Genomic DNA, 25706 nt, shown 5'->3' on the forward strand with positions numbered 1-25706 from the left:
ACAGGGGGACGCATGATCGAGCTGGAAATCCAGGCGCTCGCGTTGCAACGCGAGGGCCTGCTCATCGAGGTCGGTCGGCTGGCCGGCACTTGTGGCTACACCCTGGTGCGGCAGCGGCTGGTACAGGATCCGCACGGAACCCTGCTGTCCATGGTCGTGCGCGGCTCATGGTTCAAGAAGCGCGCGTTGCGCGGGGCGCTGGCGTCGTGCGACCGCCTCGTCAGCTTCGAATTGCATGGCGTCGTGGAAGGTGTGCAGCGCGGGCATTTCGCCGCCACCAACACGACCGTGTCCAACTACGTGCCGCCGCCCGCGCCCGAACCCGAACCCGTCGAGGAAGTGGTCGAGGAAATCGTCGAGGCCGCTCCCGCGCCGCCGCCCGCCAAGGCACCCGTGCAGGCGCCGGTGCCCGCGCCCGCGGAATCGTTCGAGGAATTCATCGTGGTGCACCGGCCCGCGCCCGCGCCCGCGCCGGCGCCCGCGCCGGCGGAGCCGCCGCCCGCGCCCTTCGTGGAAGCGGAGGTGCTGGAAGCCGACGTGGCCGCGGTGGACAAGGCGCTGGCCTCGCTGGAGTACGACTACCCGCGCATCGTGCCCAACCTGCTGGCGCTGGACCGCAAGGTGGCCGCCGGCGCGCGCGAGTCGTCGCTGCGGCTGGCCGGGCTGCGCGTCGGCGCGTGGCTGCACGCGCGCGAGCATGCGCGCGACGGCAGGCAGCCGCTGGCCGCCGCGCTCGCCGCCATCGGCGGACCGGCCCTGCGGGCCATTGCGGAAGTCGACCTGCAGGACGGCCAGTTGCACATACGCCACAGCCCGCTGTGCGCGGAAGACGGCCATTCCGGTTGCAGCTTCTACGGTGGCTTCCTGGAAGGCCTGCTGGCACCCGCCATCGCGCCGCAAGGCTTGTCGATCTTCCCTGTCTGCTGCCGCAGCTTCGGCGCCGACGACTGCGTGCTGGCCATATCCGAATAGTCGCCGGCGCAATTCCTGGGATCACGGACAGGCCCTTACACTGTGCCGGCCATGGGGGCACAGGGAGATGGGAATGCTCGCTCGACTGATCGGATGCCTGGGGCTTGGCTTGCTGGTGGCTGCGCCATTGCAGGCGCAGGACGTGCCGCCGCCGCTGCGCGACTGGCAGGACTGGGTGCTGCACGACGTGCCGCAACACGCCTGTCCCTTCCTCGCCAACCGGTCGCCGGATACGGACAGCTACCGCTGCGCCTGGCCCGGCCGCCTGGCCCTGGATGCCGGCAAGGACGGCGCGCGCTTCAGCCTCGACGTGCACGTGGACGCACCGGGCTGGGTGGCGTTGCCGGGCGACGGGCACGCCTGGCCGCAGTCGGTGACGTCGAACAACCAGGCCGCCGTGGTGTTGCAGCACGGCGGCCGCCCGATGCTGTGGCTGACTCCCGGCGACTATCAGCTGCGCGGCACGCTGCCGTGGTCGGAGCGGCCCGCGCGCCTGCGCGTGCCGGCGGAAATCGGCCTGGTCGCGCTGAGCCTGGATGGCGCGGCGGTATCGCGCGTCGAACGCAACGGCGACGAGCTCACGTTGGGCGAGGCCGCCGCCGCGCAGCGCGCCGCGGATGCCTTGTCGTTGCGCGTCTACCGCGAACTCGCCGACGGCCTGCCCGCCACGCTGCAGACGCGGCTGCAACTGGACGTGGCCGGCAGCGCGCGCGAAGTCGTGCTTGGCCCGGCCTTGCCCACGGGCTTCGTCGCCACCGCGCTCGACGGCGACTTGCCGGCACGGCTGGAAAGCGATGGCCGCCTGCGCCTGCAGTTGCGGCCGGGGCACTGGGTCCTGACGCTGGACGCGCGCGCCACCGCGCCGTTGCAGCAGGTGGCGCTGAAACTGCCGGCCGAGCCGTGGCCGCGGCAGGAGACATGGAGCTACCGGGACGATCCCGCATTCCGCGGCAGCCGCGCGGAAGGGCAGGGCGTCGACGCCGCGCAAGCCGGCGTGCCCGACGACTGGAGCGACTTGCCCGCGTTCGCGCTGGACAACGGCGCCGGGCTCGCCATCGCCGCCGGCACGCGCGGCGACGAAGGCGGCAAGGGCGACCAGATCCACCTGCAACGCGAGCTGTGGCTGGACTTCGACGGCCGCGGCCTGCGCGTGGCCGACCATCTCAGCGGCGACCTGCGCCTGCACCAGCGGCTGGATGTCACCGCGCCGTGGCAACTGCAGCGCGCCAGCGAAGGCGACACGCCGCTGCTGGTCAGCAAGGGCGGCGACGGCCGCAGCGGCGTCGAGCTGCGCACGCGCAAGCTCGACCTGGATGCCGGCCTGCGCCTGGCCGGACACGGCGGCGCGATTCCCGCATCCGGCTGGCAACTGCCGCTGGAGGGCATCGACGCCACCCTGCACCTGCCCTTCGGCTATCGCCTGATCGCCGCCCCCGGCGCGGATCGCGCGCCGGAGACGTGGGTGGCGCAATGGAGCCTGCTCGACCTGTTCGTGCTCGCGCTGGTCGCCTTGCTGGCCGGTCGCCTGCTCGGCTGGCGCTGGGCGTTGCTCGCGGCGCTGTATCTCGCGCTGGGCCGCCATGAGGAAGGCGCGCCGTTGTGGACGCTGGCCGCGATGCTGCTGCTGGCACTGCTGATGCGCGCCCTGCCGGACGGCCGACTGCGCGTCGCCGTGCATGCGGCGGCGGCCGCGATGCTGGCGCTGGCGGCGCTGTGGAGCCTGCCGTTCGCGGCGCGGCAATTGCAGTACGCACTGCATCCGCAGCTGGAAGGCGGATCGTTCGCGCAGGTGGAATTTGCCGATGCGCTGTCGCGTCAGAATCTGAAGCAGGAAGTGGAGCCGCAGGCGGCGGCCGCTCCCGCGCCGGTGGCGCCCCCGCCCCCGCCACCAGCGCCGCCGGCCCCGCCTTCAGAAATGCAGGCGCCAGCCGAGCAGGCGGCCCCGGCGCCTCGCATGGTGCTTTCTTCCATGGTGGTGACCGCTTCGGCCATGCCGAGCCCGGGCCCCACCGATTTCGACAGTCGCAGCATGATCCAGGCCGGTGCGGGCACGCCGAGCTGGGACCAGGGCAACAACTACGAACTCGGCTGGTCCGGCCCGGTCGGCGCGGAACAGACCACGCGCCTGCTGATCGCGCCGCGCTGGCTGGTGCGCCTGCTGCGCGTGGCGATGGTCGCCCTGCTGGCGGCGCTGCTGGCGAAGCTGCTCTCCCGCTTGCGCCCGTGGCGCATGTCAAGGCCGATCGCACGCGGCGTCAGCGCGACCGGCGCGCTGCTGCTTGCCATGGCGTTGCTGCCGTCGGTGTCGCATGCACAGAACCTGCCCGACCAGGACATGCTGAGTGCGTTGAAGGACCGTCTCACCGAGGCGCCGAAATGCGCGCCCGCCTGCGCCAGCGTGGCACAGGCGCAACTGCAGGCCGGCGGCGATGCCTTGGACCTGGCGCTGGACGTGGACGCGGGCGCCACCGTGGCCTTGCCGTTGCCGCATCCCGACGACGCGCTGCAACTGCTCGACGCCAGCGTGGACGGCCATCCTGCCGCGCTGGTGCGCGACGGCGATGGCGCGCTGCTGCGCCTGGAGCGTGGCGTGCACCGGATCGGCCTGCATTACCGCATCGGCGCGGCGGACAGCGCCAGCCTGCGCTTCGCGCTGCGTCCGCAACGGGTGGCGTTCGATGGCCAGGGCTGGTCGCTGGACGGCGTGGACGGCGGGCGCATGCTGGGCGACAGCCTCGCGCTGCAGCGCGAGCGCGTTGCCGGCAACGGCGAGCCGGCGGCCGTCGCGCAGGACTTCCCGCCCTATGTGCGGCTGACCCGGCGCCTGCTGCTGGGCGTGGACTGGCAGGTGGAGAACACGGTGCAACGCATCGCGCCGGCGGAAGGCGGTTTCAGCCTCGCCCTGCCGCTGCTGGCCGGCGAGCATCCGCAAGGCGATGGCGCACTGGTCAAGGACGGCCGCATCGACGTCACCTTCAATGCGGGCAGCAACGTCGTGCGCTGGACGAGCCGGCTGGATCACGCGGCCAGGCTGGCGCTCGCGGCGCCGGCGCTGGGCGAGCGCGCCGAAGTCTGGGAAATCGTCGCCGCGCCGATGTGGCACGTCGATGCGCAAGGGGTGCCGACCAGCGCCAGCGATACGGGCTTGCGTTTCCAGCCGTTGCCCGGCGAAACCCTGCAGCTCGGCTTCAGCCAGCCGGTCGCCGCCGATGGCGGCAGCCTCGCCTTCGACGGCGTGGGCGTGCAGAGCCGCGTAGGCGAACACAGCACGGAAACCACGCTCACGCTCGCGGCGCGCAGCACGCGCGGCGGCGAGCACGCGATCGGCCTGCCGGCGGGCGCGGAACTGCTGGAGGCCAGCCGCGACGGCGAGGCGCTGAACCTCGCCGTGCGCAACGGCAAGCTCGGCCTGCCGCTGCTGCCCGGCGCGCACACCTACAGCCTGCGGCTGCGCGAACCGCACGGCGTCGCCACGCGCCTCGGCACATCGTCGTTCGCGCTGGATGCGCCGGCGGCGAACATCGCCAGCGAGCTCGACCTGCCGCAGGACCGCTGGGTGCTGTGGACCCGGGGGCCGACCACCGGGCCGGCGGTGATGTACTGGTCGCAACTGGCGGTGCTGCTGCTCGTCGCCTGGCTGCTCGCCCGCCACGCGCCCACGCCGCTGCGCTTCCGCCATTGGCTGCTGCTGGGCCTGGGCTTCTCCGCCTTCGCGTGGGGCGCGTTCGCGCTGGTGGTGGCGTGGCTGGTCCTGACCGGGTTGCGCGCGCGCTGGACACCCGCGGAACGGCTGCCCGCGACGCGCTTCAACCTCGCGCAACTCGGCCTTGCCCTGCTCACCGCGCTGGCGCTGGCCGTGCTGGTCGCCGCCGTGCCCAAGGGCCTGCTCGGCGTACCGGACATGCACGTCGCCGGCAACGGCTCCGAGGCCTGGCAATTGCGCTGGTTCGCCGACCAGGGCAGCGGCGTCCTGCCTGCCGGCGGCGTGGTCAGCGTGTCGCTGTGGTTCTACAAGCTGGCCATGCTGGCCTGGGCGCTGTGGCTGGCCTTCGCGCTGATCGGCTGGTTGCAGTGGGCATTCGCCGCATGGACGCACGGCGGCTACTGGCGTCGTCGCGATGTCGGGAAGGATCCTCCCGCACAGCCGCCCTTGCCGGAGGAGGCGCCGCATGGCTGAGCTACGCGCGGCGCTGGCCGCGGCGGCGCTGCGTCTCGGCGAGCGCGTCGATGCCGAGGCCTTGCTGCTGCACGTGCTGGGCCAATCGCGCGGCTGGCTGTTCGCGCATGCCTGCGATGCGCTGGATCCGGACGTCCAGACGGCTTTCGACGCCCTGGTCGAAAGGCGCGCGGCGGGCGAGCCGGTGGCTTATCTCACCGGCAGGCGCGGCTTCTGGACGCTGGACCTGGAGGTGACGCCGGCCACCCTGATCCCGCGTCCGGAAACCGAGACGCTGGTGGAGCTGGCATTGCAGCGCCTGCCGGGCGATGCGGCGGCACGCGTGGCCGACCTCGGCACGGGCAGCGGAGCGGTCGCGTTGGCGATCGCCAGCGAGCGGCCGCACGCGCAAGTCGTCGCCACGGACGCCAGCGCCGCCGCGCTGGCGGTGGCGCAACGCAATGCGCGGCGGCTCGGCATCGCCAACGTGCGCTTCGTCGAAGGCGACTGGCTGGCGCCGTTGGCGGGCGAGCGCTTCGCGCTGGTCGTTTCCAACCCGCCCTACATCGAGGCGGCCGATCCGCATCTCGCACAAGGCGACCTGCGTTTCGAGCCGGCCTCGGCGCTGGCTTCCGGCCTCGACGGCCTCGACGACATCCGCCGCATCGTCGCCGCTGCGCGCGCGCATCTCGAACCCGGCGGCTGGCTGCTGTTCGAGCACGGCTGGAACCAGGGCGACGCCGCGCGCGCGCTGCTGGATGCGGCGGGCTATGCCGAAGTGTTCACCGCACGGGACCTGGAGGCGCGCGATCGGGTGAGTGGCGGGATGTGGACGGCATGAACCCGGCCCGCTTCAGTGGTAGTCGTCTTCGCGTTGATGGCGAATGGCGAGGAGGGTGACGGTGTCGCCGTTCCCGATCTCGTACAGGGCCACATAGCCCGATGCGCCGAACGACACCAATAGTTCGCGCAGGAATGGATTGTCCGGGTCAGCCTTGCGGCAGGTGAAGGGGAATGATCGAAGCAGGTCGATCCCTTTCTCGATGGCATCCAGTGCCCGCTGCGCTGCGTCCACATCCTGTTCCAGCAGGAAACCGTAAAGACGCAATAGATCCTCGCGCGCCGCTTTCGTGTAGCGGACCCGCCAGTTCACCGCCTGGCCTTGCGCGCCTTGGCCAGCATGCCGCGCAATTCGGCGTGTACCGCGTCGGCTTCAAAGTACGTACCTGTCCGATACGCCTCGTCCCGCGATGCGATGCCGCGCGCAATGAATTCGCGTTGCTGCTGGCGGCGATTCACTTCGTCGCGCAGCGACTGTTCCATGAAGCCTGACAGGCTTTCGCCTTCACGCAGCACGGATTCGGCTGCCTTGCGCAAGACCGGGTCGACCCGGAGCGACGGCATGGATGCGGTTTTCATGGCGGCACCTTTTGCGTTGCATTTGCAATGCAAAGCCTAGCACGTGCACGCGACGAAGGGGTCACGACGATGCATCGCCCGAAAAAGCCTCGGCCTATCTCTGTGACGTCAACCTGCGCTGGCGACGCTCGCTCCGACCGCCTGCGGAAACCGCGCATGGATCGCGCGGCGGATGCCGGGCAGGTCGAGGCCGGCCATGCTCAGCACTTCCTCGCGGCTGCCGTGTTCCAGGTAAGCGTCCGGCAGGCCGAGGTGCAGGACGGGCTTGACGATGCCGTGGGCGGCCAGGCATTCGGCCACCGCGCTGCCGGCGCCGCCGGCGACGGCGTTGTCTTCCAGCGTGACGAAGGCGTCGTGGGTCCGGGCGAGTTCCACGACCAGCGCTTCGTCCAGCGGCTTCACGAAGCGCATGTTGACCAGGGTGGCGTCCAGTTCCGCGGCGATTTCCGTGGCCGGGGAAAGCATCGCGCCGAAGCTCAGCAGGGCGAGGCCGTGGCCGCGGCGGCGCAGTTCGGCCTTGCCGATGGGCAGCGTGTCGAGCTCCGGGCGGATGGCGATGCCCGGGCCGGTGCCGCGCGGGTAGCGGACCGCGGCGGGGCCGGCGTACTGGAAGCCGGTGCTGAGCATCATGCGGCACTCGTTCTCGTCCGCCGGCGCCATGATCACCATGTTGGGCAGGCAGCGCAGGAAGCTGAGGTCGAAGCTGCCCGCGTGCGTGGCGCCGTCAGGGCCGACCACGCCGGCGCGGTCGATGGCGAAGGTGACGTCGAGGTTCTGCAGCGCCACGTCGTGGATGGCCTGGTCGTAGGCGCGCTGCAGGAAGGTGGAGTAGATCGCCACCACCGGCTTGGCGCCTTCGCAGGCCATGCCAGCGGCCAGCGTCACCGCGTGCTGTTCGGCGATCGCCACGTCGAAGTAGCGCTCGGGGTATTCCCTGGAGAAGCGCACCAGGCCGGAACCTTCGCGCATCGCGGGCGTGATGCCCAGCAGGCGCTCGTCGGCGGCGGCCTGGTCGCACAGCCAGTCGCTGAAGATGTCGGTGTAGCTGGGCCTGGCCGGCGCGTTCTTCTTGACCAGGCCCGCCTCGGGGTCGAACGGGCCGACGGCGTGGTATTCGATCTGCGCCTGCTCGGCGGGCGCGTAGCCCTTGCCCTTGGTGGTGACCACGTGCAGCAGCTGCGGGCCGGGCAGGTTCTTCACCGTGCGCAGCGCGGCCAGCAGTTGCGGGATGTTGTGGCCGTCGATCGGGCCGGTGTAGTGGAAGCCCAGTTCCTCGAACAGCGTCGAAGGCACGAACATGCCCTTGGCGTGCTCCTCCCAGCGCTTGAAGAAGCGGCCGGCGAAGGACTGCTTGGGGATCGCCCGCTTGGCGCGCTCGCGCATGGCGTTGAGCCGGCGGCTGGCCAGCGCGCGCGACATGATCTTGGTCATCGCGCCCACGTTCTCGCTGATCGACATGCCGTTGTCGTTGAACACCACCAGCATGTCCGGCTCGACGTCGCCGCCGTGGTTGAGCGCCTCGAACGCCATGCCGGCGGTCATCGCGCCGTCGCCGATCACCGCCACGAACTTGCGCGGGTCGCCCTTGCGCTGCGCGGCGATGGCCATGCCCAGCGCGGCCGAGATCGAGGTGGACGAATGGCCCACGCCGAAGGTGTCGTACTCGCTTTCCTCGCGGCGCGGGAACGGGGCGAGGCCGTCCTTCTTCTTGATCGTGGTGATGCGGTCGCGGCGGCCGGTGAGGATCTTGTGCGGGTAGCACTGGTGGCCGACGTCCCACACCAGCCGGTCGGTGGGGGTGTCGAACACGTGGTGCAGCGCCACGGTGAGTTCCACCACGCCCAGGCCCGCGCCGAAATGGCCGCCGGAGCTGGCCACGGCCTCGATCAGGTACTGGCGCAGCTCGTCGGCGACGGCGGGCAGCTCCTCGTCGGGGACGCGGCGCAGGTCAGCCGGCGACTCGATGGCCGCCAGGTGGGGATAGCGTGCAGGATCTTTCATCCGCCTATTGTTGGCCCGGCGGCGGGGCAGGGCAAGGGCGGCGGTCTGGCGGCGCGGTGGCCCGTCCGAGGTGGCAGGCTCCCGAATCCCGAATCCCGAATCCCGGCTCTCAACCCATCGCCCGCCGCCGGTCGCGCGGCAGGTGGCTGACCAGGAAGTCCATCTGGTCGCTCAGGATGTTGCGGTTGGAGAGGATCAGGTGTTCCACCCAACTGGGCCGGTAGGGCACAGCCAGCAGCGGCATGTGGGCCTGCTGCGGGGTGCGGTTGCTCTTCCTGAGGTTGCAGGCGACGCAGGCGCTGACCACGTTCTCCCACTCGTCGCGGCCGCCCCTGGACACCGGCTGCACGTGGTCGCGGGTCAGCTCGCCGCGGCTGAAGTGCTCGCCGCAGTACAGGCACAGGTGGCGGTCGCGGGCGAACAGCGCGCTGTTGGTGAGCGCGGGGGCCGGGTCGACCGCGTGTTCGTGGCAGTGGCCGGTGCTGGCGATGATGGGGTGCAGGGCGAGCTGGCTCTGCACGCCCAGGGCGCGGTTGTGGCCGCCGTGCACGGTGAGGCAGGGGTCGCCCAGCGTCCAGGCCACCGCGTCGCGCACGTACAGGCACGCGGCATCCTGCCAGCTGATCCAGTCCAGGATGCGGCCGGCGGCGTCCAGTGACAGCACGCGGGTCGAATGCAGGTCGGCCCGGTTGGCGACTTCCATCAGCATGCGGTTCGTCCTTCCTTACGAGAAAGAGCGCGGCAATCATGCAACGGTGTTCGGATGCACCCGAGCATAGAACAAAATTTGTTGCAAACGCACGCAAATAGGCCCTTGGCTCAATCAGATAGCTCCCCGCGGGCATTCACGGCCGGCCGCGGGCGCTGATATAGTGATCGTTCGTTTGCAGACCCGACGCCGGGTTTGGGAGGGGGGGCCGATGGTGGCAACCCCGGCACGGCGGGGCAGAGGTAATGACGTGGCTGAAGTTCTTTTCTACGAGCGCCCGGTGCCGCTCAACCGTACCGCACACAAGGATCTGCGCCTGAAGCCGATCCCGAACATGAAATTCGCGCTGAACGCCCATTCCGTGCCGCTCACCGGCGTGGAGTTCGCCCTGGCCACGCGCGACATGCCCATCGTGTTCGCCGGCAACGACCTCGCTTCCGCCGGCCCGGTGGCCCTGCTGGGCCTGCGCCAGAACGAAAACCTGTTCGTGGATGCCAACGGCCAGTGGCTGCCGGGCGCCTACGTGCCGGCCTTCGTGCGCCGCTATCCGTTCGTGCTGGCCGAGAAGCCGGCTGGCCAGGAAGGCGACGACTTCGCCGTGTTCCTCGACGAAGGCTACGAGGGTTTCAACGCCAACGAAGGCGACCGCCTGTTCAACGAGGACGGCAGCGACACCGAGATGCTGAGCCGCGCCGTGGGTTTCCTCGGCGAGTTCCAGCAGCACGTGGCGCGCACCCGCTGGTTCATGGAGCAGCTGCGCAAGCACGACCTGCTGGAGCAGCGCAACATCAGCATGCGCAAGGACTCGCCGGACGGCCAGGGCGGCAACGTCATCAACCTCAACGGCCTGTTCGTGGTCAACGAGGAAAAGCTGCGCCAGCTCGACGAGAAGACCGCGCAGGAGTTCCTGCGTGAAGGCGTCCTCGGCTGGATCTACGCGCACCTGATCTCGATGAACAACCTCGACCGCCTGGGCCAGCGCCTGGGCTCGCGCGAGGACGGCGAAGCGGGTGCTTCCAGGAACTGAGGCTGGTCTTCTTGCCACGTCATTTCGGCCTGTGCCGGGGTGACGGGACAGCAAGGGGGCCTTCAGGCGCCTTGCGTGCCTGAAGCAAACGCCGCGACGGGCGACCGTCGCGGCGTTTGCTTTGGCGATTCTTTTGCGATCATCCCTGATCGCGAAGATCAAACGGGCGGCCATCCGTGGCCGCACTTTTCAATTCTTTTGCGATCGTCCCTGATTGCGAAGATCAAACGGGCGGCCATCCGTGGCCGCACTTTTCAATTCTTTTGCGATCGTCCTTGATTGCGAAGATCAAATGGGCGGCCATCCGTGGCCGCACTTTTCAATTCTTTTGCGATCGTCCCTGATTGCGAAGATCAAATGGGCGGCCATCCATGGCCGCACTTTTCAATTGCCCACCACCGGCAACGCGATGTAGCTGGCCTCGCCGGGTGCGTGATAGACGCGCTGGGTGGCTTTCACGTAGTCGGCGGGTTGCGCGAAGAAGATGTTGGGCACGAAGGTCTGCGGGTTGCGGTCGTACAGCGGGAACCAGCTCGACTGCACCTGCACCATGATGCGGTGGCCGGGCAGGAACACGTGGTTGGCGGCGGGCAGGTCGAAGCGGTAGGCCAGTGGCTGGTTGGCGGCGAGCGCTTCGGGCTTGTCCCAGCCGTTGCGGTAGCGGCCGCGGAAGATGTCCATCGACACGGCGAGCTGGTAGCCGCCCATCGCCGGTTGCTCGGCCACCTGGTCGGGATACACGTCGATCAGCTTCACCACCCAGTCGCTGTCGGTGCCGCTGGTGGAGGCGACCAGGTGCACCGCGGGCACGCCGGCGATGGCGAGCGGCTTGTCCAGCGGCGCCGTTTCGTAGGTGAGCACGTCGGTGCGGCCGGAGGCCTCGCGCTGGTCGTCCACCAGCCATTCCGACCAGGTGAGGCCATTGTCGTAGCCGACCGGCTGGATCGGCCGCGCGCGGAACGGCACCGGGTGCGCCGGGTCGGAGACGTATTCGTCATAGGCATTGCCACCCGCTGGTGCGTCGAAGCCGAGTCGCATCCCCGGTTGCAGGTACAGCGCCCGGCTCCTGGCGCTGCAGCCGCTGTCGCATGACAGCGGCCAGCGGTCCAGGCGCTGCCACTGGTCCGTGCCGGTCTGGAAGGCGGTGACCGGGGCGAGGCCGGCCACGGGCGCGCCGTCCTTGAGGTATTGCGCGAGGAACGGCCGCAGGATGTGCTCGCGGAAATACTTCGCGGTGTCGCTGCCGAAGCGGATCGCGCCCAGTGAGCTGCCTTCCTCGATCTCCTGGCCGTGGTGCCACGGGCCCATCACCAGCTTCACCTTGTCGCCGCCGGTGTCCTTGGGCTTGATCGCGCGATAGACGGCCAGCGCGCCGTAGATGTCCTCCTGGTCCCACAGGCTGTGCACCAGCATCACCGGCACGGTGAGCGGCTGCGCGGCAAGCAGCTTGTCCACCGCCTGCTGCTGCCAGAACGCGTCGTAGGCGGGATGGGCGAGGAGCTTGTTCCAGAATCCGAGTTGCCGCATGCCGTAGGCATCGCCCATCGCGCCGGTGGAGCCGTAGTGCATGAACAGGTCGTATTCGTCGTGGAAGCTGGTCCACCATTTCGCGGTGTTGTCGCGGGTGGCCTCCTGCTCGTAGATGTAGCTGAGGTTCTGCGCGCGGAAGGCGCCGTGGTGGAACCAGTCGTCGCCCATCCAGCCATCCACCATCGGGTTCATCGGCACCGCCGCCTTCAGCGCGGGATGCGGATGCACCAGCGACATCAGCGGCTCGAAGCCGTCGTAGGAGATGCCGATGGTGGCGACGCGCCCGTTCGTCTCGGGGATGTGCTTCACCAGCCAGGCTATGGTGTCCCAGGTGTCGGTGGCGTCGTCCACCGGCGTGGGGTTGAGCGGCCCGTGCACCGGGCGGTTCATCACGTAATCGCCTTCGGAACCGTACTTGCCGCGGATGTCCTGGATCACGCGGATGTAGCCGTCCTCCACGATCACGTCGGCGGCGTTGTCGTAGCCCTCCAGCAGTGTCTCGAGGTGGCCGCTCATGGTGTTGTGGGTGAGCTGGTGCGCGTCGTACGGCGTGCGGGTGAGCACAATACCGGCATGCTTCGCGCCTTTCGGAACCAGGATCACGGTGTTGAGCTTCACGCCGTCGCGCATCGGGATCATCACGTCGCGCTCGACGTAGTCGAAGCTGCCGATGGCCGGCTTGAAGCTGGCCGGCGTCTCGCTGGGGTAGCCGGGATACTTCGCCTGCGGCGCATCCGCGGCAGGCAGGGCGCCCGTCGCGGCGAGCAGGGCGGCGAACAGCGTGGCGAGCAGCGCGGGACCGGGGCCCGCGGCGATACGGCGTGGTGGCATGGTGTCGGTTCCCCTGTGGGATGGAGCAGCCGGGCCAGCTTATCGCGAAGCAGTCGATACCGGCTTCGCCAGCCGGAGCAGGTCCGCGTCGTAGCCCGCGGCCTCGTACAACGCGCGTGCGCGCTCGTTGCCGGGGAACACCGCCAGCGTCACCAGCTGGCAATGGTGCTCGCGCGCCCATTGCTCGGCATGCGCCAGCAGCGCCTTGCCCACGCCGCGGCCCTCGTGCGCCGGCGCCACGGCCAGGTCGGCGACGTGGCAGTTGCCGCGGCCGGTGAAGAAGTCCTCGGTGCGCTGCAGGTGGATGAAGCCCACCCGCGTGCCGTCGGCGTCCTCGGCCACGAACAGGTGGCTGTTCGCGGGCTGGTCTTCCAGGTGCCTGAGCAGCTCGTCGCGGATGCCTTCGATGCACTCGTGCCGTCGCCGCCACGCGGGCAGCGGGAAGTCCACGAAACGTGGTACCAGGGACAGGATGAAATCGTCGTCGTCTTCGGCCAGACGGATCAGCAGGGACGGGTCGCTCATGGTCGTCGCAGATGCGGAAACGTCCGCCGGTTCTACACCTGCACGGAGCGCGGCGGAAGTGCGCCAGGCCGGTTGGCGGCACGGCTATAGTGCGGACTTCATTGTTTTCGCGAGGACCGCTCATGCCAGCCACCCGCATCCGCCTGTCGTCTGGCGACGACGCCACGCTTGCGCAGGGCATCGCCGCGATCCAGGGCGAAATGAAGTTGCCGCTGGCGTTCCCGCCCGAGGTCGAGGCCGAGGCGGAACGGGCGGCTGCGCAGCCGCGGCTGCCCGACCTGGACCGCACCGACATCCCGCTGGTCACCATCGACCCGCCCGGTTCGATGGACCTGGACCAGGCCCTGCACTTCGAGCGGCGCGACGGCGGAGGCTACCGCGTGCACTACGCCATCGCCGACGTGGCCGCGTTCGTGGCGCCGGGCGGCGCGGTGGACGCGGAGGCGCATCGCCGCGGCGAAACCCTGTATGGCGCCGACTCGCGCATCCCGCTGCATCCGCCGGTGCTGTCCGAGGGCGCGGCCTCGCTGTTGCCGGACCAGTTGCGGCCCGCGCTGCTGTGGACGATCGACCTCGACGCCAGCGGCGAGATCGCCGCCGTCGACGTGCGCCGCGCGCGGGTGAAGAGCCGCGCGCGGCTCGACTACGCCGGCGTGCAGCAGCAACTCGACGCCGGCACCGCCGACCCGCTGTGGACGCTGCTGCGCGAGGTGGGCGAGCTGCGCCAGCAGCGCGAACGGGCGCGCGGCGGCGTCAGCCTGGCGTTGCCCGAACAGGAGATCAGCGTGGTGGACGGCCAGTGGCAGCTGGAATACCGCGCCAACCAGCCGGACGAGGACTGGAACGCGCAGATCTCGCTGCTCACCGGCATGGCCGCAGCGCAGCTGATGATGAAGGGCAAGGTGGGCATCCTGCGCACGCTGCCGCCGCCGCAACCGCAGGACATCGCGCGGCTCAAGCGCACCGCGCAGGCGCTGGCCATCGCGTGGCCGGACGGGCAGGGCTACCCCGATTTCATCCGCACGCTCGATCCGTCGCAGGACACCCACGTCGCGATGCTCACCGCCTGCACCACCGTGCTGCGCGGCGCCGGCTACGTGGCCTTCGACGGCGCGCTGCCGGCGCAACCGCTGCAGTCCGCGGTGGCGGCCGAATACGCCCACGCCACCGCGCCGTTGCGCCGGCTGGTGGATCGCTACGTGGGCGAGGTGTGCGTGGCGTTGTGCGCGAACCAGCCGGTGCCGGACTGGGCGCGTGCCGCGTTGCCCGCGCTGCCGGCGCTGATGGCCGAGTCGGACCATCGCGCCAAGCACTACGAGCGCCAGGTAACCGAACTGGTCGAGGCGGTGTTGCTGGCGCCGCGGGTAGGCGAAACATTTCGCGGCGCCATCGTGGAAATCAACGGTGCCCATGGCGACGGCCACACCGGCGTGGTGATGCTGCGCGATCCCGCCATCGAGGCGGCCGTCGGTTCCTTGACGCCGCTGCAGCTCGGGCAGGAAGTGGCGGTTCGCCTGGTCGAGGCCGATCCGGCGAAGCGGCTGGTGCGCTTCGAACTGGCGGGTGGCGCGCAATGAAGGACGACGCCGGCACACGTCGCCGGCGGCTTCAGTTTACGCACGGCCTGCCGATCCGCTAGGGATTCGATGGCGGGTTTGCGGGAGGATGGCAGGGCTGCAGGCTGGTTGAAAAGGCGGCGTCGCTTGCGCAGGCAACGATGCTGCCGCTACGCCGGTGGTCGCGTGCGGATGAGGATATGCGCCTGAGCGGATGGAGAGTTGCATGCGTGGCCGGGCTGTTCTGCTGCATGGCGGCGGTTTCGTCCGCGTCCGTGCCAGTCGGTCCTGCCGCCGCGCCGGCGTCCGCGGACGCCCCGGCGCGCATCCGCGTGGCCACCAACGACAACTACCCGCCGTTCGTGTTCATCGACGGCGACGGCAAGCCGCAGGGCTACGAAGTCGACATGTGGCGGTTGTTCCAGCAGCACACCGGCATCCGGGTCGACCTGGTGCTCACGGACTGGGGCGACGCCATGCGGAACATGGCGAGCGGACGCGCGGACGTGATCGACATGCTCTACCGCACCCCCTCGCGCGAACTGCTGTTCGACTTTTCCGATCCCTATGCCAACCTGCCGGTGGGCATCTATGCGGACCGGAGCATCAGCGGCATCCGCGACGTGGCCACGCTGCGCGGCCTGCCGGTGGGCGTGCAACGCGGCGACGCCTGTGCCGAGCGGCTGAAGGCGGACGGCGTCACCGGCGTGCAGTTCTACGGTGACTACCAGGACATCATGCGGGCCGCGACCAAGGGCGATCTGCGCGTGTTCTGCATGGACCAGTATCCGGCGGACTACAACCTGTACCGGTACTCGGCGCTGGATCGCTTCTACGAGGCCTTCGTGCTGTTCACCGAGCAGTCGCACTGGGCCGTCCGCAAGGGCGATACGGCCATGTTCCTCGCGATCCAGCATGGCATGGCGCTCGTCACGCCGGACGAACGCGCGACGCTGCGCAAGCGCTGGCTGGATCACCCCTCGTCGGTGGCGACGGGTTACCAGCGCAATACCCGCATCGCGGCCATCGCGCTGGCGGTGGTGCTGGCGCTGGCGGCGCTGATGGCGCTGTGGGTATGGACGCTGCGCCGCACGGTGGCCGCGCGCACCGCTGCCCTGCGCTCGGAGGAGGGCAAGCTGCGGGCGATCTTCGATGCCAGCCCGGATGCGATGTGGGTGAAGGACCTCAGGGGCGTCTACCGCGAAGGCAACGATCGCGCGGTCGCACTGTTCCGCGCGCCCTGCGAGGCGCCGGTCGGGCGCCGTTGCGACGAATTGTTCGACGCGGGGTTCGCGGCGAAGGTGTGCGCGCTGGACGAGGAGGCCGCGCGGCTCGGCCGGAACACCAGCACCTTGTTGCCGCTGGACGCCGCCGATGGCACGGCCAGGCAATTCGAGGTCATCAGCGCGCCCCTGTTCACGCCGCAGGGCGAGCTGTACGGCGTGCTTAGCGCGGCGCGCGACGCCACCGACCGGCTGCTGGCCGAAGCGCAACTGCGGCTGTGGGCGCATGCGTTCCAGAACGCCGCCTTCGGCATGTACATCTGCGATGCGCGCAGCAAGACCCTGATCGCCGCCAACCCGACCTTCGCCAGCGAGCGCGGCTACACGGTGGAGGAGATGGCGGGCCTGTCGGTGGACGTGCTGTATCCGCCCGAGCTGGTCGCCGAGCGCGCGGCCCTGCGGGTGACGGCGGACCGGTTCGACCACTACGTGTGGGAAACCGAGCACGTGGCGAAGGACGGCCGGCGCTTCCCGGTATGGCTGGACTGCTCGGTGTTCCACGACGTCGAGGGCAACGCGCAATACGTGTTCATCCACGCCCAGGACATCACCGAGCGCAAGCGGGTGGAGGGCGAGCGGCGGCTGGCCGCCGTCGCGTTCGAGATGCAGGAGGCCTTGATGGTGCTGGACGCCGACCAGGTCATCCAGCGGGTCAACCAGGCCTTCATTGCGCTCACCGGTTACCAGCCGGGCGACGCGGTCGGGCAGCACGTGTCGTTGCTGCGTTCGAAGCAGAACGATCCGGAGTTCTACGAAAGCCAGTGGGCCGACGCCTGGAGCGACGGCTTCTGGCAGGGTGAAATGTGGATACAGACGAGCCACGGCCAGCCCAAGGTGGTGCGCTTCACCAAGTCGGCCGTCGCTTCCGAGGAAGGGCAGGTGAGCCACTTCGTCTGCTCGATGATCGACCTGACCAGCGAGCGCGAGGCGCACGCAAGCGTCGACCGCATGACCTATTTCGATTCGCTCACCGACCTGCCCAACCGGCGCTTCCTGCACGGCCAGCTGCAGCACATGCTGGGCGAGCCCGGCACCTGCATCGGTGCCCTGCTGCTGTTCGACCTCGACCATTTCAAGCGGGTCAACGACCTGCGCGGCCATGCCGCCGGCGACCGCCTGCTGGCGCTGGTGGCGCAGCGCCTGCGCAACATGCTGGACGACGACTGCGTGCTGAGCCGCTTCGGCGGTGGCACCTTCGCGCTGGTGCTGCCCATCCGCGCGGAGACCCCGGCGCTGCTGGCCAGCGAGGTGCTGGATTGCGCCGAGCGCATGCGCCAGGTGCTGCGCGAGCCGTTCCGGCTGGACGGCGAGGCGCTGGCGGGCATGACCATCAGCCTGGGCTGGGCCGAACTGATGTCGGGCTGCGACTCGCCGGAGACGGTGCTCAAGCAGGCCGAGCTGGCGATGTACGCCGCCAAGGCCGCCGGGCGCGACCGGGTGCGCCAGTTCGAGTCGGAGATGCAGGTGGCGCTGGCGCGCCGCGAGACGCTGGCCGGCGACCTGCTGCATGCGATCGCCGACGAAGCGCTGGAGCTGCACTACCAGGCGCAGGCCGACCGCCGCGGCAACGTGGTCGGCGCCGAACTGCTGCTGCGCTGGACGCGCCCCGACGGCACGCGGGTGTCGCCGGACGAGTTCATCCCGGTGGCCGAGGAAAACGGCCTGATCCTGCCGCTGGGCGACTGGGTGTTGCGCAAGGCCTGCGCGCAGCTGGCGGCTTGGTCCGCCTTGCCGAACCGGCGCGAACTGTCGCTGGCCGTCAACGTGAGCGCGCGGCAATTCCTGCAGCCGGGCTTCGTGGACAACGTGCAGCGCGCACTGGTCCTGTCCGGCGCCGACCCCTCGCTGCTGACGCTGGAAATCACCGAGACGGCGATCCTGGACGACCTCGTCGAAGCCGCCGACAAGCTCGCCCGCCTGCGCGCGATGGGCTTGCGCATTTCGCTGGACGACTTCGGCACCGGTTACTCCTCGCTGGCCTACCTGTCGCGCCTGCCGCTGGACGAGCTGAAGATCGACCAGGCCTTCGTGGCGCGCCTGCCGGAGGACGCCAACGACGCGATGGTGGCGCAGACCATCGTCGGCATGGGCCGCGGCCTCAGCCTGCAGGTGGTGGCCGAGGGCGTGGAGACCGAGGCGCAACGGAACTTCCTGATGACCCAGGGCTGCGACATCTTCCAGGGTTACCTGATCTCGCGGCCCATGCCGCTGCACTCGTTCGAGCAGATGCTGGGCGAGCAGCCGGCGAAAGCGGCCTCAGCGTAGCGTCGCGCGTATCGCCTTCGAGAAATCCTCGCCCGGCCTGCTGGCGCGCGCGCGGTCGGTGATGCGCGCGCGTTCGTTCCATTGCCGCAGCGTGAGCCGGTGGTCCAGCACGCCGATCCGGTAGAGGTAGCCGGGCAGGTAGCCGGTGAGCAGCAGGCGCGCGTCCAGCGGCAGGCCGGGGTCGAGGTGGCGCGCCATCCGGTACACCACGGTGGCGCAGTTCGAGGTGACGGTGTTGTAGAACGCCGGCGCCTGCGCCAGCCGGTTCGCGGTATCCACGTAGGAGAGGAGTAGCGCGCGCATCGTGGCGCGGCTGATGGCCAGCGGGTAGAGGTAGTCGTCCTCGCCGCGCACGTTGGTGCGCACGCGGATCAGGTCGTCCTCCGGCGCGGCGACCAGGGTCGTCTCGAAATCCTTGAAGAAGCCGCCGATGGAGGAGAACGCCTGCCCGCGCCGCTTGCGCACCTCCACCGAGAAGACGAGGTGGCGGCCGTCGTCGAAGCCGAACGAGACCATCGCGTGCGCGATCGCGCCGCCGTTCCAGTGCGACAGCACGGCATCGGCGGAGACCAGGCGGTCGAGGTCGTAGCCTTGCGTTTCCCAGCGCGCGTCGTAGTCGCTGTCGCTGCGCCAGGTGAAATCGCGCACGTCGTGCAGCACGACCAGGTTGCCGCGCACCTCGCCGGTGAGCTGCCGCGAGACATCGTCGGCCCAGTCGTGGTGCCCGCCGGGCCGGATGGTGCCCCACCACGCCAGCAACAGCGCATACATCAGCACGTAGCCCGACAGGGGGAGCCATCGGCGGCGGCGGATCGCCAGCGCAAGCAGCGCCAGGGCCGCTGCGGTCCACAGCACGGCACCCAGCACGCGCGGGCCGCCGCCGGGCACCTGGTACCACAGCGCCAGCGCGCCCCAGGCGATGGAGAGCAGGGCGACCGGCCCGCCCAGCAGCAGCGCCAGGCCCAGTCCCAGGATGCGCAACAGTCTCGCCATGTGTGTCGTCCCTGCGTGGCCGGTGCGCCAGCCTGCCGCGGCGTGCGCGCCATGGCAACCGGGCGCGGTGGCCGTGACTACAATCGCGGCAGCTCGGGCGAGGGAGGCGGCAGGGAATGCGGGGTGACCGGATCAGGCAAGTGTGGTGGCTCGCGATGGCGGTGGCGCTGCTGTGCCTCAATGCCTGCGCCATGGTGGACGTGAGCCGGCTCAAGCCCGCCGACGTGGTGAACGAGCGGCGCGCCGACGTGATCGGCAGCGGCCAGCTCAGCGACGGCACGGTGCAGGCGTTGAACGGCGTGGCGTTGACCGGCAAGCAGTGCACGCAGTCCTTCGCCGACTGCGCAGGCATCGTCGAGCACGCCAGCGGGCTCGACGAGGAGAGCCGGCTTTCCGCGTTGTCCGAACTGTGGCTGGGCCGCGCGCTGCGCGGCGACCGCCAGCCCGTGATGGACGAGGCCACGTTGGACGCCTACCTGCAATCCGCGCGCTACGCCTACGCCTACCTGTTCTACACGCGGCGCACGCCGGCCGAGCGCGTGTTCGACCAGCGCCAGGCCAAGGTGATCGCGTTCTACGACTACGCGGTGGAGCGCGTGGTGGGACGCTGGTTCCAGGAGTTGCCGAAGCTCAGCACCGGCTGGTCGCGGACGGACCTGGCCGGCTGGACGGTGCTGCGGCCGGACACCGACCTGCACCTGCGCACCGCGCCGACGGAGCTGCTGCCCGCCTCGTCGCTGCGCTTCAAGGGCTTGCGCAACGTGTACCGGCGCGACGGCTTCGGTTCGGAATTCGTGGCGGTGACGCCGCGCGCCCCGGATGCGGACGCCGTGCCGTGGCGCGAGCCGCGCTTCGTGGCGATGACCGGCGTGCTCGCGTTCGGCGGCGGCACGCTGGACGAAGTGCTGGACACGCGGCAGGTGCAATTGCTGGTGCGTGATCCGTATCGCGACGCGGCCGTGGACATCGCCGGGCGCAGCGTGCCACTGGGCGCCAACTTCACCGCACCCTACGGCCTGTGGCTGGCGCGCTCGGGTTTCGCGGTGCAGTCGATCCGTTCGCTGCTGGGGCGGGGCGGGCTGGATTCGCCACGCGTGCTGCTGCTGCAGCCCTACGATCCGGACCGCCGCACCGTGGTGATGCTGCATGGCCTGGCCAGCAGCCCCGAGGCGTGGGTGAACGTGGCGAACGAAGTGCTGGGCGACGAGGAACTGCGCCGCCATTACCAGGTGTGGCAGGTCTACTACCCCACCAATGCGCCCATCGCGGTGAACCTGCTGCAGATCCGCCGCGCGCTGGACGCCACCATCCGTCATTTCGACCCCGCCGGCAGCGCACGCGCCACCCGGCACATGATGCTGGTGGGACACAGCATGGGCGGCGTGATCGCGCGGCTGCTGGTGTCGTCCAGCGGCGACAGGCTGTGGAGCCTGGTGCCGGAAGGCACGCACCTTTCGGACGCCAAGCGCGCGAAGCTGCACCGGCAACTGGCGCCCTACCTGCAGTTCTCCCCCATGCCGCAGGTGGATGCCGCGGTCTTCCTCGCCGCGCCGCACCGCGGCACGCCGGTGGCGCGGCATCGCCTCGCACGCTGGGTCGCCGAGCTGATCCGTCTGCCGTTCGGCGTGCTCAAGGAACTGGCCGGCGTGTCGGACCTGCTGCAGGAGGACGGCGGCAACGGCGCCCCCATCCACGTCTCGAACAGCGTGGGCAACCTCAGCGACGCCGATCCCTTCATCGTCGCCACCGCGAACCTGCCGATCTCGCCCGCGGTGCGCTACCACTCGATCATCGGCCTGTACAAGCCGACCGGTCCGCTGCAGCAGAGCAGCGACGGCGTGGTGCCCTATGCCAGCGCGCATCTCGACGGCGCGGATTCCGAGGTGGTGATCCCCTCGTGGCACAGCGTGCAGGAAACGCCGGCGGCGATCCTGGAGCTGCGCCGGATCATGCGGCTGCACCTGCAGCAGGTGGATGGCGCCGCCGCCGCGGCGGGCAAGGCCGCGGGCCCGGATTGAGCCGGAAGCCCGGCATCAGGCATCGGCGGAAAGGGGTGGCTGATCGCCGGCTGCCGACGAACGAAAACGCCCGGATCGATCCGGGCGTTTTCGCGTGGGTGGGGTGCGACGAAAGCCGCGTCAGGTGGTGGGTGTGGCCGAGGCTGCGGCGCCGGCGGAATCCACCGTCAACGAGACGCGGCGGTTGTCGGCGCCTTGGTCGCGGCTGGCGCCCTTCACCACCTGGCGGTTCGCATCCTTGCCGTAGCTCACCGCGCGGACCTGGTCGGCGCTGATGCCGCTGGAAACCAGGAAGTCGCGCACGGCCTTGGCGCGCTCCATTCCCAGGTGCTGGTTGTAGGCGCGCGAGCCGGCCGGGTCGGCGAAGCCTTCCACCGTGACCAGCACGTTGGGATGGTATTTGCTGATGGTCGCGGCGAAGTCCTGCAGCGCGGGCTTGTCCTGGTCGCTGAGGTCGGCGCTGTTGAAGGCGAAGTGCGCCACGGTGTCCACGCTGACGCGGCCCTGCATGGCGGTGATCTGCGAGTCGTACTTGGAGAACTGCGATTGCATCTGCTGCCTGATCGCATCGATCTGCTGCTGCTGGTCCTGCTGCTTCTGCTGCAGCTGCTGGATGGCGGCGTTGAGCTCGTCCTTCTTCACGTATTGCGAGCAACCCGCCAGGCCGACGGCCAGGATGCCCGTTGCCAGCAGGGCGGTTCGTGGGGTTCGGATGTTCATCGATGTTTCTCCCGATGTGCGTGCCGGCATCGCGGGTGACAGCGGCGATGCCGGCCCTTCATGGATCCCCCTGCATGTGCTGCCTTTTCGAACCTAACCCATGCCGGCGCGGAATCGCGCATGTCGGGGCGCCATCGCTACGGTTGCGTTCAGTTTCCCGGCGCTCGGTCGCGAGGGCGATGAAGCCTGCCGCCGCGGCGATGTGCGCGTGCCACGCGAGCACAAAAGCGAAGCCCGGCATGGGCCGGGCTTCGCTTCGAGGCAGGTGCGCAGCGTGCGTCAGGCGATGTCGGCGATCGTCCCGGCGCCCGCCACCATGGCCGCCTTGTGCGCCAGCGTGCGCGGCAACAGGCGGGCGAAGTAGAACGCGGCGGTGTCGCGCTTGGCCTGCTTGAACGCCTCGGACTGCGTACTCGCTTCGGCGGCGGCCACGGCGCGCGCCCAGAAATAGGCCAGCGTGACGTAGCCCGAGTACCACAGGTAATCCGTGGCGGCGGCGCCCAGTTCCTCCGGGTTGGCCTGCACGCGCTGCGCGAGCGACTGGGTGAGTTCGCCCCATTCCTTCGCCAGGACGGCCAGCGGAGCGACCAGGGCGGCGAGCTTCGCATCGCCCGCATGCGCCTTGCAGAACGCGCCGATCTCGGCGAGGAAATGCCTGAAGCCCACGCCCTGCAACTGGAGGATCTTGCGGCCCAGCAGGTCGGCGGCCTGGATGCCGGTGGTGCCTTCGTACAGCGTGATGATGCGCGCGTCGCGCACGAACTGCTCCATGCCGTTCTCGCCGATGTAGCCGTGGCCGCCGTACACCTGCAACGCTTCCTTGGTGCACTCCTGCGCGAGTTCGGTCACCACGCCCTTGGCGATCGGGATCAGGAAGGCCACCAGTTCGCTGGCCTGCTTGCGCGTGGCTTCGTCCACGCCGCGCGCCTCGATGTCGGTCTGCAGCGCGGTGTAGTAGAGCAGGGCGCGCGAACCTTCCACGAAGGCGCGCTGGGTCAGCAGCATGCGGCGCACGTCCGGCTGCACCAGCAGGTTGTCGGCGGCCTTGTCGGGGAACTTCGCGCCGGACAGCGCGCGGCCCTGCAGGCGTTCGCGCGCGTAGTTCAGGCTGTTCTGCCAGGCGCGTTCGGCCAGCGCCAGGCCCTGCACGCCCACCGACAGGCGCGCGGCATTCATCATGGTGAACATCGCCGCCAGGCCCTTGTGCGGCTGGCCGATCAGATAGCCCTCGGCGCCGTCGAAGTTCATCACGCAGGTGGCCGAGCCCTTCAGGCCCATCTTGTGCTCGATCGCGCCGGCGTAGGCCTGGTTGCGTTCGCCCAGCGAACCGTCCGCGTTCACCTTGAACTTCGGCACGATGAACATCGAGATGCCGCGGCTGCCGGCCGGGGCGTCGGGCAGGCGCGCCAGCACCAGGTGCACGATGTTCCCGGCCATGTCGTGCTCGCCGGCGCTGATGAAGATCTTGGTGCCGCTGATCGCGTAGCTGCCGTCGGCGTTCGGCTCGGCGCGGGTCTTCAGCAGGCCGAGGTCGGAGCCGGCCTGCGGCTCGGTGAGGCACATCGTGCCGGTCCAGCGGCCTTCCACGATGGGCATCATGTAGGCGTGCTGCTGCTCCTTGGTACCGTGCAGCTCCATCGCGTGGCAGGCGCCTTCGCTGAGCAGCGGGTACAGGCTCCACGACAGGTTGCCGGACTGGAACAGCTCGGTGGTGCCGGTGCCGATCACGTTGGGCAGCGCCTGGCCGCCGAACTCTTCCTTCGCGGTGAGGCCGGCCCAGCCGCCTTCGGCGAAGGCCTTGAAGGCCTCCTTGAAGCCCTTGGGCGTGGTCACCGCGTGGGTGGCCTTGTCGTAGTGGCAGCCCTCGGCGTCGCCCGCTGCATTGGTGGGCGCCAGCACCTGTTCGGAGAGCTTGCCGGCTTCCTCCAGCACCGCGTCGAGCAGGTCGCGGCTGTGTTCCGCGCCACCCTGCAATTTGGTGAGGATGGCCTCGGCGCCGAGCAGGTCGAAGAGGGCGAAGCGCTGGTCGTCCAGCGGGGCCTTGTAGATCGTCATGGTCGTTACTCTCGGAAGGAATCAGCGGAAGGTGTTGGCGATGCCCGGCACCGGCGACAGGAAGTCGCTGTGCTGGAAGGGGAAGTCCTGCGGGTTCTTGTCGTCCGGCCGGTCGGCAAGATCCGGCTGGGCGTGGATGGTGCCGCTGATGGCATAGGCCAGCGCACCGGCACTGCCCTTGGCCGCCGTGGCGGCGAGCGCCTTGCCCATCGGCGGCGTGGGCAGCACGTCGACGCTGATCACGTCGCCGGCGAAGGACGGGATATCGCGGTCGAACGCGGCATGCAGGCGCACCGGCGTCTCGCTGGCCACCTGCAGCGAGCCTTCGATGGCACTGAAGTCCATGCCGCCGTAGCTGTTGTTCTGGATGCGCACGGTGAGGCGCCACATGCCGTTCGGCAGCACCTGCATCTGCTGCACCGTGAGCGAGGGCGGGAACACGCTCTTGCGCTGCGGGCCGCAGGCCGCAAGGCAGGCGGCCAGGACAGCGAGGGCGAAGCAGCGGATCAGTCGCATCACGGCCGTGACCTCAGGGCTACGATCTCAAACGATTGTTTGAATCTTGACCCGGGCCGCCGCGCGCGTCAATGCCGGCGGTTTCCACGGGTGCGCACTGCAGGCATCATGCGGAGTTCCATCACCACGCCAGCACGCCACATGACCCGTCGCATCGTCGCCCGTCGCTCCCCCATCCATGGCAATGGCGTGTTCGCCGTCGAGCCGATCGGCAAGGGCGAGGAAATCATCCAGTACAAGGGCACGCTGATGACCCACGCCGAGGCCGACGACATGTACGGCGACGGCGGCGAGACTGGCCATACCTTCCTGTTCACGCTCAACGACGACTACATCGTCGACGCCAACCGCAAGGGCAACACCGCGCGCTGGATCAACCACAGCTGCGCGCCGAACTGCCGCGCGGTGGTGGAGGAAAGCGCCAGCGGCGACCCGCGCAAGGACAGGGTGCTGATCGAGTCCATCCGCAGCATCAAGCCCGGCGAGGAACTCACCTACGACTACGGCATCACGCTGGAAGTGCCGCATACGGCGCGGCTGAAGAAGCTGTGGAAGTGCCTGTGCGGGTCGAAGAATTGCACGGGGACGTTGCTCAAGCCGAAGAAATAGCGCGCCGCATCCGCAGTCATGCCACGACTTGACGAACATGGACGCTGCACCGAAGAAAAAGCGGTGCTCGTTCGTCAATTGCGCAAGGCAAGCCGGACACTTGTACAGGCGTATGTGCTGCACGTTTTCTGGTTCGCCGCCATGTGCATCACGGCGGGCATGCAATGGCACAAGGATGGCGTGGAAGCTGCCGTGTTGCTGACATTGGTCACGGTTCCGTTCGTACTCTTTTACACCGTCAGGGTGCACAAGCTTTGCCGCAGCATCGACCCGGCCGCCGCCACGGTGGGCTGGGTTCCCCTGTTGATCACCACCTTCGTGCTGAGTCCATTCGAGTCGGGATTGATTCCCCCGGCCAAGAACCTGTTCGCCGCAAGACGCATCCTGCGCGCCTACGCGAACGTGGATCATTAGGGAGACTTGATTGTGCTCGTCATCCCAGCGAAAACCGGGATCCAGTGCCTGTAATGCCTTGTAAAGCAAAGGCACTGGATTCCGGCTTTCGCCGGAATGACGAGCAG

The 25706-nt window shown here is 69.4% G+C and carries 20 protein-coding genes; 10 read left to right on the plus strand and 10 right to left on the minus strand.

Going from position 1 to position 25706, the window contains the following annotated elements:
• Positions 1 to 12 precede the first annotated feature (12 nt).
• The 3 genes from IHE47_RS05540 (at position 13) to prmC (ending at position 5969) form a co-directional block, all read left to right on the plus strand.
• The gene (locus IHE47_RS05540; RefSeq protein ID WP_192104880.1) at positions 13 to 972 is read left to right on the plus strand and encodes a hypothetical protein; all 960 of its coding nucleotides are present in this window, start codon (positions 13 to 15) and stop codon (positions 970 to 972) included.
• A 73-nt stretch (positions 973 to 1045) separates the two neighbouring features.
• On the plus strand, positions 1046 to 5149 hold the full coding sequence (locus IHE47_RS05545; RefSeq protein WP_192104881.1) for a hypothetical protein: 4104 nt from the start codon (positions 1046 to 1048) through the stop codon (positions 5147 to 5149).
• Entirely contained in the window at positions 5142 to 5969 is an 828-nt protein-coding gene (gene prmC / locus IHE47_RS05550; protein WP_192104882.1) for a peptide chain release factor N(5)-glutamine methyltransferase, read from the plus strand. Before IHE47_RS05545 ends, prmC begins: the two co-directional genes overlap by 8 nt.
• 12 nt (positions 5970 to 5981) lie before the next feature.
• Here prmC and IHE47_RS05555 read toward each other — a convergent pair whose 3' ends face one another.
• From IHE47_RS05555 to IHE47_RS05570, 4 genes are all read right to left on the minus strand, one after another.
• Positions 5982 to 6281: a type II toxin-antitoxin system RelE/ParE family toxin gene (locus IHE47_RS05555; protein WP_192104883.1), complete on the minus strand. Its 300-nt coding sequence runs from the start codon at positions 6279 to 6281 to the stop codon at positions 5982 to 5984.
• Positions 6278 to 6547 carry a YlcI/YnfO family protein gene (locus IHE47_RS05560; RefSeq protein ID WP_192104884.1) on the minus strand — a complete coding sequence of 90 codons (270 nt, stop codon included), beginning with the start codon at positions 6545 to 6547 and terminating at the stop codon, positions 6278 to 6280. The genes IHE47_RS05555 and IHE47_RS05560 overlap by 4 nt, the downstream gene beginning before the upstream one ends.
• Before the next feature lie 108 nt (positions 6548 to 6655).
• Positions 6656 to 8548: a 1-deoxy-D-xylulose-5-phosphate synthase gene (gene dxs, locus IHE47_RS05565; RefSeq protein ID WP_192104885.1), complete on the minus strand. Its 1893-nt coding sequence runs from the start codon at positions 8546 to 8548 to the stop codon at positions 6656 to 6658.
• 109 nt (positions 8549 to 8657) lie between these two features.
• The gene (locus IHE47_RS05570) at positions 8658 to 9257 is read right to left on the minus strand and encodes an HNH endonuclease (RefSeq protein WP_192104886.1); all 600 of its coding nucleotides are present in this window, start codon (positions 9255 to 9257) and stop codon (positions 8658 to 8660) included.
• A 250-nt stretch (positions 9258 to 9507) separates the two neighbouring features.
• Between IHE47_RS05570 and IHE47_RS05575 the strand changes: the two genes are divergently transcribed.
• Together IHE47_RS05575 and IHE47_RS05580 are read left to right on the plus strand one after the other, a co-directional pair.
• On the plus strand, positions 9508 to 10284 hold the full coding sequence (locus IHE47_RS05575; protein WP_192104887.1) for a SapC family protein: 777 nt from the start codon (positions 9508 to 9510) through the stop codon (positions 10282 to 10284).
• 75 nt (positions 10285 to 10359) lie between these two features.
• Entirely contained in the window at positions 10360 to 10563 is a 204-nt protein-coding gene (locus tag IHE47_RS05580; RefSeq protein ID WP_192104888.1) for a hypothetical protein, read from the plus strand.
• A 105-nt stretch (positions 10564 to 10668) separates the two neighbouring features.
• Here IHE47_RS05580 and IHE47_RS05585 read toward each other — a convergent pair whose 3' ends face one another.
• Complete coding sequence (locus IHE47_RS05585) at positions 10669 to 12645, minus strand: CocE/NonD family hydrolase (protein WP_192104889.1); 1977 nt, start codon at positions 12643 to 12645, stop codon at positions 10669 to 10671.
• Positions 12646 to 12684: 39 nt separating this feature from the next.
• The gene (locus IHE47_RS05590) at positions 12685 to 13170 is read right to left on the minus strand and encodes a GNAT family N-acetyltransferase (RefSeq protein WP_192104890.1); all 486 of its coding nucleotides are present in this window, start codon (positions 13168 to 13170) and stop codon (positions 12685 to 12687) included.
• 122 nt (positions 13171 to 13292) lie between these two features.
• Here IHE47_RS05590 and IHE47_RS05595 point away from each other — a divergent pair, with 122 nt between their 5' ends.
• Both IHE47_RS05595 and IHE47_RS05600 read left to right on the plus strand, forming a co-directional pair.
• Positions 13293 to 14747 (plus strand): RNB domain-containing ribonuclease, encoded by a 1455-nt coding sequence (locus IHE47_RS05595; RefSeq protein WP_192104891.1) that lies wholly within the window; start codon positions 13293 to 13295, stop codon positions 14745 to 14747.
• 254 nt (positions 14748 to 15001) lie between these two features.
• Entirely contained in the window at positions 15002 to 18274 is a 3273-nt protein-coding gene (locus IHE47_RS05600; RefSeq protein ID WP_192104892.1) for an EAL domain-containing protein, read from the plus strand.
• Here IHE47_RS05600 and IHE47_RS05605 read toward each other — a convergent pair.
• On the minus strand, positions 18266 to 19267 hold the full coding sequence (locus IHE47_RS05605) for a DUF4105 domain-containing protein (RefSeq protein WP_192104893.1): 1002 nt from the start codon (positions 19265 to 19267) through the stop codon (positions 18266 to 18268). The genes IHE47_RS05600 and IHE47_RS05605 overlap by 9 nt on opposite strands.
• 116 nt (positions 19268 to 19383) lie before the next feature.
• On the opposite strand from IHE47_RS05605, the gene IHE47_RS05610 reads away from it, so the two are divergent.
• Positions 19384 to 21285, plus strand: coding sequence for an alpha/beta hydrolase (locus IHE47_RS05610; protein ID WP_225561648.1), 1902 nt, complete (start codon positions 19384 to 19386; stop codon positions 21283 to 21285).
• Between the two features lie 120 nt (positions 21286 to 21405).
• Here IHE47_RS05610 and IHE47_RS05615 read toward each other — a convergent pair whose 3' ends face one another.
• The 3 genes from IHE47_RS05615 to IHE47_RS05625 all read right to left on the minus strand — a co-directional run bounded on the left by IHE47_RS05615 (position 21406) and on the right by IHE47_RS05625 (position 24576).
• The gene (locus tag IHE47_RS05615) at positions 21406 to 22005 is read right to left on the minus strand and encodes an OmpA family protein (protein ID WP_192104894.1); all 600 of its coding nucleotides are present in this window, start codon (positions 22003 to 22005) and stop codon (positions 21406 to 21408) included.
• A 279-nt stretch (positions 22006 to 22284) separates the two neighbouring features.
• Complete coding sequence (locus tag IHE47_RS05620) at positions 22285 to 24060, minus strand: acyl-CoA dehydrogenase C-terminal domain-containing protein (protein ID WP_192104895.1); 1776 nt, start codon at positions 24058 to 24060, stop codon at positions 22285 to 22287.
• A 21-nt stretch (positions 24061 to 24081) separates the two neighbouring features.
• A complete protein-coding gene (locus IHE47_RS05625) occupies positions 24082 to 24576 on the minus strand; it encodes a hypothetical protein (protein WP_192105038.1) in 495 nt (164 codons plus the stop codon).
• Positions 24577 to 24717: 141 nt separating this feature from the next.
• Here IHE47_RS05625 and IHE47_RS05630 point away from each other — a divergent pair, with 141 nt between their 5' ends.
• Together IHE47_RS05630 and IHE47_RS05635 are read left to right on the plus strand one after the other, a co-directional pair.
• Positions 24718 to 25185, plus strand: coding sequence for an SET domain-containing protein-lysine N-methyltransferase (locus IHE47_RS05630; RefSeq protein WP_192104896.1), 468 nt, complete (start codon positions 24718 to 24720; stop codon positions 25183 to 25185).
• Between the two features lie 18 nt (positions 25186 to 25203).
• On the plus strand, positions 25204 to 25599 hold the full coding sequence (locus tag IHE47_RS05635) for a hypothetical protein (RefSeq protein WP_192104897.1): 396 nt from the start codon (positions 25204 to 25206) through the stop codon (positions 25597 to 25599).
• The last annotated feature ends 107 nt before the right edge of the window (positions 25600 to 25706 follow it).

The organism is Rhodanobacter sp. DHB23 (assembly GCF_014842975.1).
Taxonomy (GTDB): domain Bacteria; phylum Pseudomonadota; class Gammaproteobacteria; order Xanthomonadales; family Rhodanobacteraceae; genus Rhodanobacter_A.